Here is a 14,983-nt window from a genome sequence, read left to right on the forward strand (position 1 = left end):
TTACATTCGTACAATATCGTAAATGTAGAACAATCTGTGTACAGTAATCAAAAGGGGAGTGAGACAAAAATCGGTATTTCGCAGAAATCGATTTTGTCAATTTCGCTTTCTTATTTCTAGGCTCGGGTATCAATAGTCACTCCCCTGACTATTGATATGCGTCAAACTGTTAAAGCTATAAAAGAAACGAGGCTGGACACTTTTGTCTCAGCCTCGTTTTTGTATTATGGTATCATGCCTTGTACAAATTTTTCTTTGATTGCCCGTTCATCAAGAACTGCTTGATAGAAGTAAAGGTGGCTAGTACGGTAGTAGGGAATGACATAGATTCCGACAATACCAAAACTAATGAAGGTTAAAATATACCAACCAATGAAAGATAGGTTAAGGACAAATCCTTGCATTTTATACCCTTTCATCAAGCGACGACTTTCTTTGATGACGGCCATGGGTCCAGTATAGGTATTGTGCGTCAATTGGTCAAAGAGAAGTGGTTCTACAAGGAAGTAGGCGAAGAATTGTGGAATAAAGAGGGCGACTCCCGCAATCAGAACCAGTAATCCGATCATCATCATGAAGCCAGCAATGACCAATAGATTTTCTTGGGGAGCTGGAGTAGAGATGGTTGCAACCACGCTTAAGATTGCGCCACCGAGCATGACAGATAGTCCGATTGTAGCCACAAGTCCCCAAAGAAAGAGCAAGATAGCTTTTACTAGGTAGGTTACAAGGATACTGCCAAATCGTTGGTGATTAAAGATAGTGAAAGCATCTTTTGCTTGGACCTTCTCACGTAGCTTGTAGATTATTTGAAAAAGAGCAAAAGATATGGATAGTCCCATTAAATCTACTAAAATACCATATAAGAATGGAAAGGCTGTTGCATTAATAATGTGAGATGGACTTGGGACAGGATTATTTATCAGTTGCAGAACTAAATTGTTAGACTCTGATGATGTCATCAAGTTAATCAAAACTCCCATAATGACAGGGATAAGAGCAATGAGATAAGCTCCGGGTGTTTCTGCAATCGTTTGGCGTGCCTTAGCACGAATTTGTTGAACTGAAAACATAAAAACCTCCTTCCAATAGTGTAGCATAATATGAGATGACAAGCTAGTTTTTTTTTGATAGACTAGAGAGGCTTGTACGGTTTCTTTTTATAAGGTCATGGGGAAATAATTTCCCGTGAAGAAGAAATCGTGTAGACAAGACAAAATACCTAGGACTGTTTTTCCTAGTGGGAGGTAGAAGATGACATCACCGATTCAATATCGATTGATCAAGAAAGAAAAGCACACAGGGGCTCGTTTGGGGGAGATTATCACACCGCACGGAACCTTTCCAACACCTATGTTTATGCCGGTTGGAACCCAAGCAACGGTTAAAACCCAGTCGCCTGAGGAACTCAAGGAAATGGGGTCAGGCATTATCTTATCCAATACCTATCATCTCTGGCTTCGTCCAGGGGATGAGTTGATTGCGCGTGCGGGTGGGTTGCACAAATTTATGAACTGGGACCAAGCTATTTTGACAGATAGTGGTGGTTTCCAAGTCTATTCGTTAGCGGATAGCCGAAATATTACTGAAGAAGGGGTCACTTTTAAGAACCACCTTAATGGTTCAAAAATGTTTCTATCGCCAGAAAAGGCGATTTCCATTCAGAATAATCTCGGAAGTGATATTATGATGAGTTTTGACGAATGCCCGCAGTTCTATCAGCCCTATGATTATGTTAAAAAATCAATCGAACGGACTAGCCGTTGGGCTGAACGTGGCTTGAAAGCACACCGCCGTCCACATGACCAAGGCTTGTTTGGCATTGTACAGGGAGCTGGTTTTGAAGATCTTCGTCGTCAATCAGCCCATGATTTGGTGAGCATGGATTTTCCAGGCTATTCGATTGGTGGTCTGGCCGTTGGCGAGTCGCATGAAGAGATGAATGCGGTGCTTGATTTCACAACGCCACTCTTGCCAGAAAATAAACCACGTTATCTTATGGGAGTGGGGGCACCAGATAGCTTGATTGATGGGGTAATTCGTGGAGTAGATATGTTTGACTGTGTCTTGCCGACACGGATTGCAAGAAATGGGACTTGTATGACCAGCGAGGGTCGTTTGGTAGTGAAAAATGCTCAATTTGCAGAAGATTTCACCCCACTTGACCATGATTGTGATTGCTACACTTGTCGCAACTATACGCGTGCTTATCTTCGTCACTTGCTCAAGGCAGACGAAACCTTTGGTATTCGCTTGACTAGCTACCACAATCTCTACTTCTTGATTAAGCTCATGAAGAATGTTCGTCAGGCAATCATGGATGATAATCTTTTGGAATTCCGTGAAGACTTTATCGAGCGTTATGGCTACAACAGTTCAAAACGTAATTTTTAACAGAACCATCATTTAATCGTCTCGTGTTAAAGTAAATAAGAACAGGTTAGGACAAGCAATCGCTTGTCCTAACCTGTTCTCGCTAGTTGGAAGTGAACGTTGCTTGCTGTAGGGAGACAGACATGTTTACCTTACTTTTTGTGCGAAATCTCCTTGAATAGATTATCCTTTCCTCTCTCTTTGTTCTTTATCTTGCAAGATATTTGAATGAGTCTTAGACCCTCTGTAGAATTTATAGATTGAACAGCTCAATGTGCAGTGGTTTCTAAGAAAAATTCTTGAAAATAATGAATCTAGTGAGTTAGAAAGAATACTAAATCGATTTTCATGTGTTTTATCAATGATATAAAGAAATACCTAGTCAGTCTGGCTAGGATTTTTAACGTAAGACTTGCAGTTACAAGGAAAAATAGTTATACTAAAGAAAAAGGAGGACGATATGCAAATTTCAAGTCGATTTACAATTGCGACCCATATCTTGGTCGTGCTTGCCTTAGAAGGGGAGCAGACAAAGGTAACAAGCGATTATTTAGCAGGGAGCGTAGGGGTAAATCCTGTGATTATTCGTAACGTCCTATCTCAGTTAAAGGCTGCTAATCTGGTGAGTGTTGCAAGAGGGACAGGTGGTGCCAAGGTGATTCAAGACTTGTCTACTATTACGCTCTATGATATTTACGAGGCGGTTGATAGTTTGGGACAATCCGGTCAGCTGTTTGGTTTTCATGATAATCCCAATCCAAATTGCAATATCGGTCGCAACATCCATGCCGTGCTAGACGATCGCTTAGAAGCTGCCCAGCGGGCTTTGGAAGCCGAACTTAACCAAACAAGTCTGGCAGATTTGGTTCAAGATGCACAGGGCAAGAGTCGTTTAGGAGGAAATAGGATATGAAAAAAACAACTGACAACTCCCTAGCTATCGGAATCAGCCTTGGTTCGTCTTTTGGGGTCTCTCTAGGTTTTGTTATCGGTAGTTTGATAGATAATATTCCAATTGGCCTGGTAATGGGACCAGTGTTTGGCATGCTACTTGGCATCATCATTGCTAGCCTGATTTCTAAGTCAAAACAGGATGAGGAGTAGTATATAGAAAAGACTGGTTGAGCCAGTCTTTTTTTGACGAAGTGAGATATGAGTTGTAATGATTGACATGACAACAAGTATGTGTTAGAATTGTTGTAACAAAAATAATTACAACAAAAGGAGAAACGAAATGAAACTAGCAGTGATTGGAGCAAATGGACAAGCAGGACAGGCGATTGTGGCAGAAGCAGTAGCCCGTGGCCATGAGGTGACAGCGATTGTTCGCTCAAGTAATCAATCTCAAGCACAAGCGGTTCTGCAAAAGGATTTATTTGACTTGGAATCAGCAGATTTGAGCGGATTTGATGCAGTAGTGAGTGCTTTTGGTGCTTTTGCTCCTGAAACATTGCCGCAACACACGACTGCTTTGGAGCATGTAGCGAGTATTTTGGATGGAAGCGACACGCGACTTTTAGTAGTTGGTGGGGCAGGAAGTTTGTATCTGGATGATAGCCTGACTACTCAACTCTATCAGACACCTGATTTTCCAGAGGGTTTCTTCCCATTGGCAGAGGCGATGAGTAAGGGCTTAGCAGCACTCCGTAAGGTATCAAAGGTCAATTGGACCTATATCAGTCCTGCGGCAGATTTTGAAGTAGATTATCCAAAAACAGGTGAGTATCTTCTTGCGGGGGAAATCTTTACGGTGAATCAAGCTGGTGAAAGCAAGATGAGCTATGCAGACTATGCGATTGCCATGGTGGATGAAATCGAAAATGGCAATCATCTGAATGAGCGGATTTCTGTTCTTGGAAAGTAGGTTGACATCATGTATCCCTACCACAGTCAGATTTATCTAGGAGAAGTTGCGCTTTATGTGGAGGATGTGTATCGGGTTAGTCAATTTTATCAGTAGATACTAGGCTTAGCAGTGCTTGCAGAAACTGACACAGAGGTCTTATTAGGAGTAGGAAAGGAAGGGCTTGTTCGTCTGTTACCTGCTACTCAAGGAAAATCCAAGACGTATGGTCTTTATCATCTAGCCCTTTTAGTTCCTAAACGAAAAGATTTGGCAGCTATCTTTAAACGATTGGTGGAGAACCGCATTTCGATGGTGGGAGGGTCAGATCATGGCTATAGCGAAGCCATTTATTTGGAAGATCCAGAAGGAAATGGCATCGAAATCTATCATGACAAGGATGTGATCCAGTGGGATATCCGAGAAGATGGGCGAATTGTTGGTGTGACGGAGGAATTGGCTGCGCAAGAATTGTATGAAGATGGGGCTTATACAGAGCCTTTTCAGCTAGCAAGAAGCACTCGCATGGGGCATGTCCATTTATCTGTTCGAGAAAGTCAGCCAGCCAGTGCATTTTATCAAGCCTTGCTAGGGTTGGAGGATAAATTTTCTATACCGACAGGAAGCTGGTTGGCTTCTGGCGATTATCATCACCACCTTGCTGTTAATGAATGGTCGGGGAAACACCTTGCGCCTCATCAAAATGGCCAAGCTGGACTAGCATATTTTACCGTTCTTGTCGAAAGCAAGGAACATTTACTCGCGATGTACGAACGGGCAATCCATTTAGGAGTTTCTGTTCGATGGCTTCAGTCTCGTATGCTCGAAATTACAGATACTGACGGCATTGTCGTGCGGGTTAGTGTGAAATAGTGTATCAAAAAAGAGGCCGGGACAAAAGTCCTTGCCTCCATTATTTTTGTAGTTTTATCAGTTTGACGCAGTAGTTGTCTGGTTTGTATCACGTTGATAAATCAACATTCTAGTAGAGGAGGATAGCGAACATTTCGCTAGCTCTATTTCCAACCTTTCACAATTCTCAATTGTGAAAGCTAGTCAACCTTGCGGGGGTGAGACGACAAAATCGATTTCTTCGAAATCACGATTTTTGTCCCACTCCCCTTTTTGATAGTTATAAGCTATTTTTCAGTGCTTGAATCAGCTGATTATTTTCTTGAATCAACTGATCGGCTCCTTCTCGTGTCAGTCCTTCAATCTGGCGAAAACACTCTGACAAGTGCGTTTTAATATCCTGTTGGAGATGTTTTCCTCCTTCTGTTAGCTGTACATACAGTTGCCGTTTGTCCTTTTCAGGTCGCAACCTGAAAAGATATCCTTTTTCCTCTAAACGCTTGAGCAAGGGAGTTAAGGTATTGCTGGATAAGTCAAGGCGTTTACCAATCTCTTTTAAAGGCAAGGAAGCCTCCTCCCACAGCACGACTAGAACCAGATACTGGGTGTAGGTTAGATCAAATTTCTCCAGATTTTTCTTATAAAATTGACGGAACAGCCGCTCTACATTGTAAAAAGAGTAACAGAGCTGGTGGGATAGTAAATCGTTCATTTTTTTCTCCAATCGTTTGCGAGTGATTCTAGGATAGCATAAACCTTTTTGATTGACAAAGAATAGGACTTTTATTAGAATAATCGTGCACGATTAAATTTTGGAGGAAAAGAATATGTATCAATACGATGTAACCTTTATCGGCTCAGGACATGCTAGCTGGCATGCGGCGGTTGACTTGTCAAAGGCTGGTAAGAAAGTCGCCATTATCGAAAAAGATGTCACTGCTGGGACCTGTACCAATTATGGCTGCAATGCGAAATTTTTGCTCGAAAGTCCTTTTGAATTTTTAGATGGCTTGGCACGGTATGAAAAAGCTGGTATCGCAAAGAGTGGTGAGATTTCTTGGGAAAAATTAATGGCTTATAAGCAAGAAGAAATCGGAAGCTATGCACCAATTATGGAGGGAATGTTTGCCCATGTCGGCATTGACCTCTTGAAGGGGCATGGTCGTTTGATTGATGCTCACACAGTAGCCTATGGGGATGAAACGATTACAACAGAATTTGTAGTGATCGGAACAGGTCAGCGTCCAGCTAGGTTGAATGTACCGGGGAATGAATTTTTCCATGATAGCCGCGAATTTCTTGATTTAGAAACCTTACCAAATCGCATGACTTTTATTGGAGCGGGGATTATTTCCCTAGAATTTGCGACAATGGTCTCAAAAATGGGCAAAGAAGTTCATATTGTTGAATTTGCGGACCGGGCCTTGGCTGCTTATCCGGAGTCTTATGTAGCTACGGTTGTTGAGAAAATGACGGCTGAGGGAGTTCATTTTCATTTTGGGCAAGCTGTGTCAGAAGCTATCAAAACGCAAGATGCCTATCTTGTTCGGACAGCAAGCGGGCTAGCGATTGAGACGGACTATATTGTGGATGCGACAGGACGTGTGTCAAATGTAGAAGGTCTTGGGCTAGAAGAGCTAGGTATTGAGACTGACCGTGGCGGAATTGTGGTCAACGAGTTTATGCAAACAGCTGTCCCAACCATTTATGCGTCTGGGGATGTTGTTTCAAAAACCATTCCGAAATTGACCCCAACGGCTAGCTTTGAGTCAAGCTACATTGCACGCCATATTTTAGGCGAGCGAGAAGCGATTGCTTATCCTGTCGTTCCAAATGTAGTCTTTACACTTCCACGGATTGCCCAAGTCGGAGTCACAGTGGAAGAAGCTAAGCAGCAGCTTGATCTCTACCACATCGTGGAAATACCATTTGGACAAAAATTGAAATTCCAAACAAAATTAGAGGAAGAAGCACACATCACCTTTATTGTTGGCAAAGACAAGACCTTAAAAGGAGCAGCACTTCTTGGACATGAAGCAGGGGAATTAGTCAATTTAATCACATTCATCATTCAGCAAAAGGTAACAGCCAAGGACTTAGACCAGATGATTTTTGCCTTTCCAGCCGTTACGAATGGTATTTTGAATGATTTGAAAATGGCCTTGGCCTAAGGAGGAAAGATGACAAAGGTTATTGTAATTACAGGGGCTTCATCGGGTATTGGAGAAGCAACGGCTACCTTATTAGCAAAAAGCGATGCGAAGCTAGTATTAGGAGCAAGAAGAGAAGACCAGCTAAAAGCCATTGTTCAGGCAATTCAAGAGCAGGGAGGCGAAGCTGTCTATGCAGCGACGGATGTGACGAAGCAGGAGCAAGTTGAGGCCTTAAAAGAGCTTGCCTTGAGCACTTTTGGACGTGTGGATGTCTGGATAAACAATGCAGGCGTCATGCCTCAAGCTCCCTTTATGGCTGCAACAGTTCAAGAATGGGAGCAAGCAATTGATATCAATGTGAAGGGTGTCTTATACGGCATCACAGCTTCCCTTCCAGTCATGGCTCGCCAAAAAGCTGGTCAAATTATCAATATTGCCTCTGTGGAAGGCCATCATTCGCATGTTGGAGGTGGTGTCTATTCTGCCACTAAATATGCCGTTCGAGCAATTTCAGACTCGCTTCGTGAAGAAATGGCACAAATGGAGGGCAACCTACGCTGTACGGTGATTTCTCCAGGTGCTATTCAAACGGAATTGGTAGGAACTGTCGCTGATGAGAACATCAAGTCAGCTTATGAAGATTTTTACCGCTCACACGGCATTTCCGCAGAACGAGTGGCGTTAACGATCCAGCAAGCCATTGATTTACCGGAAGATACTGCTTGGAATGAGGTCGTCATGCGTCCGATAAAGCAAGTGCTGTAAATAGAAAAGGAAGTACAAATGAAAAAAATCGGAAACCTCACATGCTTTTTTAGTAGTCTGGTTGTCTTAGAATTTCTCTATATTTTTTATCTGGAGACCATGATGACTGCTTCAGAGTCTACCTCTCGCGTCTTTGCCATTCCTGTTGAGGTGCTAAAGACGGATACGGTTCAATTACTCTTTCAAAATCAGGGTGTCTACAATCTGATGATTGCTGTCGTACTTGTTTACACCCTAGTTTTCAGTAAAAATAAGATTGAACTACTATTTGTAACACTGATTTATATTTTAGTTGTGGCGCTTTATGGTGGCTGGACCAGTGATATCAGTATTTTCTTCAAACAAGGGAGTGTCCCTCTCTTAGCAACACTTAGTCTGGTCTATGATATTGCAAAAAATAGGAAGGATTGAGACATCAATGAAGTGGTGGAAAGTTATTGGTCTAGGGGGAGTTTTTATGTTCGTTCTAGCCTATGTGGGGGCTTCCTTTTACTTTGCGAAAAGTATTGTAAAACCTACTCCGATGACCTTAGCTGAGGAAGAAGCATGGGAAAAAGAACATGGCATGTGGAATGAATTTGACCAGTATGAGGTAGAAGAGTACACCGTTAAGGGGGTGGATGATTATCCCTTGCATGCGGCCTTGGTCAAGGCAGCGGATCCTAATAGTAAAAAGTATGTGATTATCACCCACGGCTTTCGTTCCAATCGAAATGGGGCCGTCAAGTATGTGGAAGTCTATCGTAATTTGGGCTATCACTGCATTATCTATGACGTTCGTGGCCATGGGAAAAACGCTCCTGCTACGGTAACATTGGGCAATGTCGAGTCAAAAGATCTTCTGTATTTGATTGAAGATAGTTACCAACGCTATGGTTCTGATAGTTATCTAGGACTTCAGGGGGAGTCAATGGGTAGCTCCATTTCGCTAAACGCCTTACAATACCAACCCAAGGTTCAATTTGTCGTAGCAGATTGTGGTTTTACCAATCTGTATGACTTAATTGCGGCTGGTTATCAGGCCAATCACGTCAGTTTTCTCATGCCGGGAGTTAGTTGGATGACCAAACATATTTACGGTGTCGATATGAAAGAAACTAGTGCCATTGATGCAGTTGCAAACAATCAAAGCATTCCCATCACCTTTATCCATGGTGCAGATGATCGATTTATTTTACCTGAAAATAGTCAGCAATTGGCGGAGCAAAATCCAACTCCAGACACAGTCAAGTTGGTTGACGGTGCAGCTCACGCAGCATCAAGAGAGGTCTTAGGCGTCGCAGGCTATCAGGCACTCGTCCAGCAAAATCCAAATGTAAAATAGAATTTGAAGTTGAGAGCTATTTCATTCCTATAGTTACAAAGTATAAAAACAAACTAATCCTTACGAACCCAGTGACTCAGTCAGCGTGATGGAAACTGTACCGAATCATCTAATACAAAAATTAAAAGAAACATCTAAAAACCGAATGATGGTTATTTAGTCTCTTTTGAGAAAGTACCAATATTCGGTTTTTATTGCATTATTTTTTATCAAAAGACTTTTTCGATGGGTTCCCCTTTGCTAGCTTGTTTTCTTGCTGATAGTCTATAAACATTTAACTAGGCAACGAAACTGTAGGGAGCGAGGTTAGGACAAAAAGATGTTGAGTTTTGACATTCTTTATCATCATACACTAAACATAAAAAACGAACAAGCTAGCATTCTGAAGGTCAGAAAACGAGCTTTGTTCGCTTTTTGCATTTAGAATTGGATTTTTGTCTCGCTCCTGAGTAGTTCCTTTTTTCAACAGTTCAGCAAGGTAAGGATGGGAGAAGCTGATTTTTGACGAGTGTTAGTCAAAATACAAGAGTTCCTTGCTGGTATCAGTAAAGACTTCAAAACCATTTGCTGTTACGTAGCCACAGTCCTCAATGCGGACGCCGACTTTTCCAGGGATATAGATACCTGGTTCAACAGAGAAGCACATGCCTTCTTCGAGGACGAGATCATTTCCTTCCATAATCGACGGGAATTCGTGGACATCCATGCCGATTCCGTGTCCCAAGCGGTGGTTAAAATACTCACCGTAGCCAGCTTTTTCAATCACTTCACGTGCTGCGCGGTCTACTTCATGGGCTGTCACACCTGGTTTGATAAAGTCAAGGGCTGCTTGTTGGGCTTCAAGCGTGAGGGCGTAAATGTCTTTTTTGAACTGATTCGGTTGGCCAACCGCAACTGTTCTAGTCATATCGCTTGCATAGCCATTTGCCATAACCCCTAGGTCAAAGAGGAGAAGGGCATTATTTTCTACCTTGTGAGGGCCGGGGATACCATGAGGATTCGCAGCATTGTTACCTGTTAAGACCATGGTTTCAAAACTCATTTCAAGTCCTTCACGTTTCATTGCAAATTCAATTTCAGCGATAATATCTGTTTCTGTTTTAGCGAGTGAAATCGCCTCAAAACCTAATTGAACGGCCTTGTCAGCCCATTTTCCTGCAATCATCATCTTTTGGATTTCATCTGCTGATTTGATTAAACGCATGCGGTTGATGATCGGAGTAAGATTGTCAAATGTTGCTTGCTCAAAGACAGTTTTTAAGCCCTGATATTTGGTCAGAATCAGATTGTCAAACTCAAGTCCAACGTGGTTGTAGTTTTTGGCTGGTAAAGCAGCTTTGATTTTTTCCCAAGGATTTTCAGAATCTACATAGCCTACAACTGGAAAAGCAACTGATTGACGAGCACGTTCGGCATCCAAGGCTGGGACAAAGAGGAGCGGTGTGCTTTCTTCGCTGATAAAGAGGAACATTTGGCGTTCATGCGGATCGCTGTAAAAACCAGTCAGATAGTAAATCGAAACAGGATCTGAAAAGACAGCCATATCTAATTCAGTCCTGCGTAACTGTGTCAGTATATCATTGATTTTAGTCATAAAAGTACCTTCTTTCTACCCTTTCATTTTGGCAGAAAATAGCCGAAAAATCAAGGATTTATCGTAAAAAGCAGCAGAAAAGGTAAAAAGGATTTCCTGATAGCAGGTGCCGTTTTCTTTAGATAATGAAAATAGATAGAAAATAAAATGAAAAAGAAAGAAAAACAGCTCAGGAGCAGGATTGGATTCTCCAGCTCTTTTCATTTCCAATGATTTTCTTTGATTTCTCAAAATTTTTCAAAAAAATGTGGTTTATCTCTTGAAAGGGATTTCAAAAAATGATACACTATAAAGAGGTGAAAGCGTAATTTTCATAAAAAGAAAGTGAAAGGAATTTACGATTATGTTGAATACGGATGATACAGTAACGATTTATGATGTCGCGCGCGAAGCAGGCGTTTCCATGGCGACCGTTAGTCGAGTGGTAAATGGAAATAAAAATGTAAAAGAAAACACACGAAAAAAAGTATTGGAAGTGATTGACCGCTTGGACTATCGACCAAATGCGGTAGCGCGTGGTTTAGCGAGCAAGAAAACGACAACGGTTGGGTAGTGATTCCAAATATTGCTAATGCCTATTTTGCGACCTTGGCAAAAGGGATCGATGACATTGCGGACATGTATAAATACAACATTGTCTTGGCAAATAGTGATGAAAATGATGAAAAAGAAATCAATGTGGTCAATACACTGTTTTCAAAACAGGTAGACGGTATTATTTTCATGGGCTATCATTTGACAGATAAGATCCGTGCAGAGTTTTCTCGTTCACGGACTCCGATTGTCCTTGCGGGGACAGTTGATTTAGAGCATCAACTGCCAAGCGTTAATATTGATTATGCCCAAGCGACAAAAGATGTTGTTGAATTATTAGCCAAAAATAATCAGCACATTGCTTTTGTGTCTGGTCCGCTAGTTGATGATATCAATGGAAAAGTTCGTTTTTCTGGCTATAAAGAAGGTCTGAAGGAAAATGGCCTAAAATTCAACGAAGGTCTTGTCTTTGAATCCAAATACAAATACGAAGAAGGCTATGCTCTTGCAGAGCGTATCTTGAATGCGGGTGCCACAGCTGCCTATGTAGCAGAAGATGAGATTGCAGCAGGCTTGCTCAACGGGATTGTCGATAAGGGAATCAAAGTACCAGAAGAGTTTGAAATTATCACAAGTGACGATTCCTTGGTAACAAAATTCACCAGTCCAAACTTAACTTCTGTCAGCCAGCCTTTGTATGACATCGGTGCGATTGCCATGCGGATGTTGACTAAGATTATGCACAAGGAAGAGTTGGATACACGTGAAGTGATTTTGAACCACGGTATCAAAGAAAGAAAATCTACGAAATAAGACTTTTTCCCAAGACAGACTGAGTAAAAACTGTCGTAATTATCAGTCCGAATGGCTGATGTGGTAGAAAAAAGATGAGCGGAGGTTGGGATATAGTCCCTTCCTCTATTTTTATTTTATATTACTCAGGAAATGGGAAGAAGTTTGCTATTTCAAACGGTCGATATGCTGTTTTCATGTCATATTTTCAGTTACTATATTTATCAAAGTAGTGTATAATATTAGTATGAGCACAAAAAAAATAATCAATATGCTAAGTTCTAGTGAGAAGGTCAAGGGACAAGGAGTGTCTGGAGCCTATCGGGAATTGACGAGTTTACTCCGAGAAAAGGGGCAAGACGCTCTTCTTTTAGTGGAAAAGCCATTTGCTCAAGCAGATATTACCCATTATCATACGATTGATCCCTTATTTTATCTGACGACCTTCTTTAAAAAGCGGACTGGACGCCGAATTGGCTATGTCCATTTTTTGCCTGAGACCTTGCAAGGAAGTCTTAAGATTTCTCGTTTGCTACAGGGACTTGTTTCCTGGTATGTGATGAGTTTCTACGGTCGGATGGATGAGCTAGTTGTGGTGAATCCAAGTTTTATCGACGAATTGGTGGATCTAGGGATTCCACGGGAAAAAGTGACCTATATTCCTAACTTTGTCAATAGGGAGAAATGGAACCCTATCACAGATGAGGAAAACAAGGCTACACGTCAGCGTTACAAGATCGCTGAAGATGCATTTGTTGTATTGGGAGCAGGGCAGGTACAAAAGCGAAAAGGAATTGATGATTTCGCTCACTTAGCTCAGGCAATGCCAGATGTCATCTTTGTCTGGGCGGGTGGTTTCTCTTTCGGCAGTATGACAGATGGCCACGAGAAATACAAAAAACTCATGGCAAACCCTCCTGCAAATCTCATTTTTCCAGGCATTGTAGAGGCAGATGAGATGCGGAGACTCTATGGAATGGCAGATGTGTTTTTGTTGCCTAGCTACAATGAATTGTTTCCTATGACAATCTTAGAGGCAGCGAGTTGCGGGAGTCCGATTGTATTACGTGATCTGAGTCTATACAAGGTCATTTTAAGTGGGAAGTATGAATCTGCAAAAGATGTGACAGGGATGGAGGACATTCTACACAAGCTACAGGACAACCCAGAAGAGTTGGCTGAGTTGAGGCACAAAGCTTCCTTGATTTCAAAAGAATATTCACCAGAGGCTTTGTGGAAGATTTGGTCAGAATTTTATGATTTGTAGAATAGCGATTTATCAACGTTTTACAAACTGGACAACCACTGCGCTAAACTGTTAAAGCCAGAAAAGAAGTGAGGCGGGACACTTTTGTCTCAGTCTCTTGAAAGGGGGAGTGCATGAGAATTGGACTATTTACAGATACCTATTTTCCTCAGGTATCAGGCGTTGCAACGTCAATTAAGACCCTGAAAACAGAGCTAGAAAAGCAGGGGCATCGTGTCTTTATCTTTACGACAACAGATAAGGACGTCAATCGCTATGAAGATTGGGAGATTATTCGGATTCCAAGTGTGCCGTTTTTCGCCTTTAAGGATCGAAGAATCGCCTATCGGGGGTTTACAGATGCGCTGAAGATTGCTAGTCGTTATGATTTAGATATTATCCACACGCAGACGGAATTTTCCTTAGGAATTTTAGGCAAAATGGTCGCCCGAGAATTGGATATTCCCGTTGTGCATACCTACCATACGCAATACGAAGATTATGTGCGCTATATTGCAAATGGGAAATTGATTCGTCCCAGCATGGTCAAATACTTGGTCCGAGCTTTTTTCAAGGATTTGGATGGGGTGATTTGTCCGAGCGAGATTGTGGACAATCTTCTGAACGACTATCATATTTTAGTATCAAAGCGCGTGATTCCAACAGGGATTGAATTAGCAAAATTTGACCGACCAGAAATCACGTCAGATATGGTAGCCGAATTGCGTGAGAATTTGGGGATTCAAGAAGATGAAACCATGTTGCTGAGCCTGTCACGGATTTCCTATGAAAAAAATATTCAGGCTGTTATTGCAGCTATGCCACGGATTTTATTGGAAAATAAGAAGGTCAAACTAGTCATTGCAGGAGGTGGCCCTTATGCGGAGGTGTTGAGGCAGCAAATTATGGATTTACAGCTAGAAAATCATATCTTGATGACAGGAATGATAGCGCCAAGTGACACAGCGCTCTATTATAAGGCTGCTGATTTCTTTATCTCTGCTTCAACTAGTGAAACGCAAGGGCTGACTTATTTAGAAAGTCTAGCCTCTGGCACACCGATTATTGCAGCATGGAATCCTTATTTGAAGAATGTGGTGACGGATAAGATGTTTGGTACTCTGTATCGGCGTGAAGCTGAGTTGGCTGACGCGGTGTTGGATGCCATAGTCGTCACCCCTAACATGAATGCCTATCAGTTGGAAAGAAAACTATATGAGATTTCGGCTGAAAATTTTGGTCGTAGGGTCTATGAATACTATCTGGATTTGAAAATTTCCCATGATTTTAGACGGGAACACATCAATGAAGATAGCACAGCAGAAACCTTAATAAAAGAAGCGATTAGTCTACCCAAACGAGCCTTTGTCAAGTCATCGGACACGACGGCAACGATTGTAAAAAAATCCGTAGAGCAAGTAAAATTGATTCGGAATTATTTTGAGGATTAGCATCTTTCTTTTTACAGCGTTCGATTAAGAAGTAGTGGGAGTATGTCTGAACAATT

Annotated in this window: 13 protein-coding genes and 2 pseudogenes; 12 read left to right on the top strand and 3 right to left on the bottom strand. The window is 41.8% G+C overall.

All coding sequences use genetic code 11. From position 1 onward, the window contains the following. Window positions 1–224: 224 nt before the first annotated feature. Window positions 225–1,073, bottom strand: a complete 849-nt coding sequence (locus tag A4H00_RS07060; protein ID WP_067088571.1) for a DUF975 family protein — start codon at window positions 1,071–1,073, stop codon at window positions 225–227. Window positions 1,074–1,254: 181 nt separating this feature from the next. Here A4H00_RS07060 and tgt point away from each other — a divergent pair, with 181 nt between their 5' ends. The 5 genes and pseudogenes from tgt (at window position 1,255) to A4H00_RS07085 (ending at window position 5,089) form a co-directional block, all read left to right on the top strand. Continuing rightward, on the top strand, window positions 1,255–2,394 hold the full coding sequence (gene tgt / locus A4H00_RS07065) for a tRNA guanosine(34) transglycosylase Tgt (RefSeq protein WP_067088573.1): 1,140 nt from the start codon (window positions 1,255–1,257) through the stop codon (window positions 2,392–2,394). A gap of 439 nt (window positions 2,395–2,833) precedes the next feature. Then, a complete protein-coding gene (locus A4H00_RS07070; protein ID WP_067088575.1) occupies window positions 2,834–3,286 on the top strand; it encodes an Rrf2 family transcriptional regulator in 453 nt (150 codons plus the stop codon). Further along, window positions 3,283–3,477, top strand: a complete 195-nt coding sequence (locus A4H00_RS07075) for a hypothetical protein (protein WP_067088577.1) — start codon at window positions 3,283–3,285, stop codon at window positions 3,475–3,477. The genes A4H00_RS07070 and A4H00_RS07075 overlap by 4 nt, the downstream gene beginning before the upstream one ends. A 130-nt stretch (window positions 3,478–3,607) precedes the next feature. Continuing rightward, window positions 3,608–4,237, top strand: coding sequence for an NAD(P)-dependent oxidoreductase (locus tag A4H00_RS07080; protein ID WP_067088579.1), 630 nt, complete (start codon window positions 3,608–3,610; stop codon window positions 4,235–4,237). 6 nt (window positions 4,238–4,243) lie between these two features. Beyond that, window positions 4,244–5,089, top strand: a pseudogene (locus tag A4H00_RS07085) (VOC family protein). Window positions 5,090–5,348: 259 nt separating this feature from the next. Here the strand turns inward: A4H00_RS07085 and A4H00_RS07090 are convergent. Beyond that, entirely contained in the window at window positions 5,349–5,780 is a 432-nt protein-coding gene (locus tag A4H00_RS07090) for a MarR family transcriptional regulator (protein ID WP_067088581.1), read from the bottom strand. Between the two features lie 115 nt (window positions 5,781–5,895). Here A4H00_RS07090 and A4H00_RS07095 point away from each other — a divergent pair, with 115 nt between their 5' ends. From A4H00_RS07095 to A4H00_RS07110, 4 genes are read left to right on the top strand one after another with little or no spacing between them, the layout of a single operon-like run. Further along, on the top strand, window positions 5,896–7,239 hold the full coding sequence (locus A4H00_RS07095; RefSeq protein WP_067088583.1) for a dihydrolipoyl dehydrogenase family protein: 1,344 nt from the start codon (window positions 5,896–5,898) through the stop codon (window positions 7,237–7,239). A gap of 9 nt (window positions 7,240–7,248) precedes the next feature. Then, entirely contained in the window at window positions 7,249–7,986 is a 738-nt protein-coding gene (locus A4H00_RS07100) for an SDR family oxidoreductase (RefSeq protein ID WP_067088585.1), read from the top strand. Window positions 7,987–8,004: 18 nt separating this feature from the next. After that, complete coding sequence (locus A4H00_RS07105; RefSeq protein WP_067088587.1) at window positions 8,005–8,397, top strand: DUF1304 domain-containing protein; 393 nt, start codon at window positions 8,005–8,007, stop codon at window positions 8,395–8,397. A gap of 7 nt (window positions 8,398–8,404) precedes the next feature. Further along, the gene (locus tag A4H00_RS07110) at window positions 8,405–9,310 is read left to right on the top strand and encodes an alpha/beta hydrolase (RefSeq protein WP_067088589.1); all 906 of its coding nucleotides are present in this window, start codon (window positions 8,405–8,407) and stop codon (window positions 9,308–9,310) included. A gap of 511 nt (window positions 9,311–9,821) precedes the next feature. Here A4H00_RS07110 and A4H00_RS07115 read toward each other — a convergent pair. Further along, window positions 9,822–10,904, bottom strand: a complete 1,083-nt coding sequence (locus tag A4H00_RS07115) for a M24 family metallopeptidase (protein ID WP_067088592.1) — start codon at window positions 10,902–10,904, stop codon at window positions 9,822–9,824. A gap of 346 nt (window positions 10,905–11,250) precedes the next feature. Here A4H00_RS07115 and ccpA point away from each other — a divergent pair. The 3 genes and pseudogenes from ccpA to A4H00_RS07135 all read left to right on the top strand — a co-directional run bounded on the left by ccpA (window position 11,251) and on the right by A4H00_RS07135 (window position 14,927). Next, window positions 11,251–12,251, top strand: a pseudogene (ccpA, locus tag A4H00_RS07125) (catabolite control protein A). A gap of 226 nt (window positions 12,252–12,477) precedes the next feature. After that, window positions 12,478–13,497 (top strand): glycosyltransferase family 4 protein, encoded by a 1,020-nt coding sequence (locus A4H00_RS07130; RefSeq protein WP_082815608.1) that lies wholly within the window; start codon window positions 12,478–12,480, stop codon window positions 13,495–13,497. Between the two features lie 113 nt (window positions 13,498–13,610). Next, on the top strand, window positions 13,611–14,927 hold the full coding sequence (locus A4H00_RS07135) for a glycosyltransferase family 4 protein (protein WP_067088598.1): 1,317 nt from the start codon (window positions 13,611–13,613) through the stop codon (window positions 14,925–14,927). The last annotated feature ends 56 nt before the right edge of the window (window positions 14,928–14,983 follow it).

The organism is Streptococcus marmotae, assembly GCF_001623565.1.
GTDB classification, from domain to species: Bacteria; Bacillota; Bacilli; order Lactobacillales; family Streptococcaceae; genus Streptococcus; species Streptococcus marmotae.

What these genes read in the sequence shown, in the direction of transcription:
- A4H00_RS07060 (WP_067088571.1), bottom strand. Translation starts at nt 1,073, where the DNA reads ATGTTTTCAGTTCAACAAATTCGTGCTAAGGCACGCCAAACGATTGCA.
- tgt (WP_067088573.1), top strand. Translation starts at nt 1,255, where the DNA reads ATGACATCACCGATTCAATATCGATTGATCAAGAAAGAAAAGCACACA.
- A4H00_RS07070 (WP_067088575.1), top strand. Translation starts at nt 2,834, where the DNA reads ATGCAAATTTCAAGTCGATTTACAATTGCGACCCATATCTTGGTCGTG.
- A4H00_RS07075 (WP_067088577.1), top strand. Translation starts at nt 3,283, where the DNA reads ATGAAAAAAACAACTGACAACTCCCTAGCTATCGGAATCAGCCTTGGT.
- A4H00_RS07080 (WP_067088579.1), top strand. Translation starts at nt 3,608, where the DNA reads ATGAAACTAGCAGTGATTGGAGCAAATGGACAAGCAGGACAGGCGATT.
- A4H00_RS07090 (WP_067088581.1), bottom strand. Translation starts at nt 5,780, where the DNA reads ATGAACGATTTACTATCCCACCAGCTCTGTTACTCTTTTTACAATGTA.
- A4H00_RS07095 (WP_067088583.1), top strand. Translation starts at nt 5,896, where the DNA reads ATGTATCAATACGATGTAACCTTTATCGGCTCAGGACATGCTAGCTGG.
- A4H00_RS07100 (WP_067088585.1), top strand. Translation starts at nt 7,249, where the DNA reads ATGACAAAGGTTATTGTAATTACAGGGGCTTCATCGGGTATTGGAGAA.
- A4H00_RS07105 (WP_067088587.1), top strand. Translation starts at nt 8,005, where the DNA reads ATGAAAAAAATCGGAAACCTCACATGCTTTTTTAGTAGTCTGGTTGTC.
- A4H00_RS07110 (WP_067088589.1), top strand. Translation starts at nt 8,405, where the DNA reads ATGAAGTGGTGGAAAGTTATTGGTCTAGGGGGAGTTTTTATGTTCGTT.
- A4H00_RS07115 (WP_067088592.1), bottom strand. Translation starts at nt 10,904, where the DNA reads ATGACTAAAATCAATGATATACTGACACAGTTACGCAGGACTGAATTA.
- A4H00_RS07130 (WP_082815608.1), top strand. Translation starts at nt 12,478, where the DNA reads ATGAGCACAAAAAAAATAATCAATATGCTAAGTTCTAGTGAGAAGGTC.
- A4H00_RS07135 (WP_067088598.1), top strand. Translation starts at nt 13,611, where the DNA reads ATGAGAATTGGACTATTTACAGATACCTATTTTCCTCAGGTATCAGGC.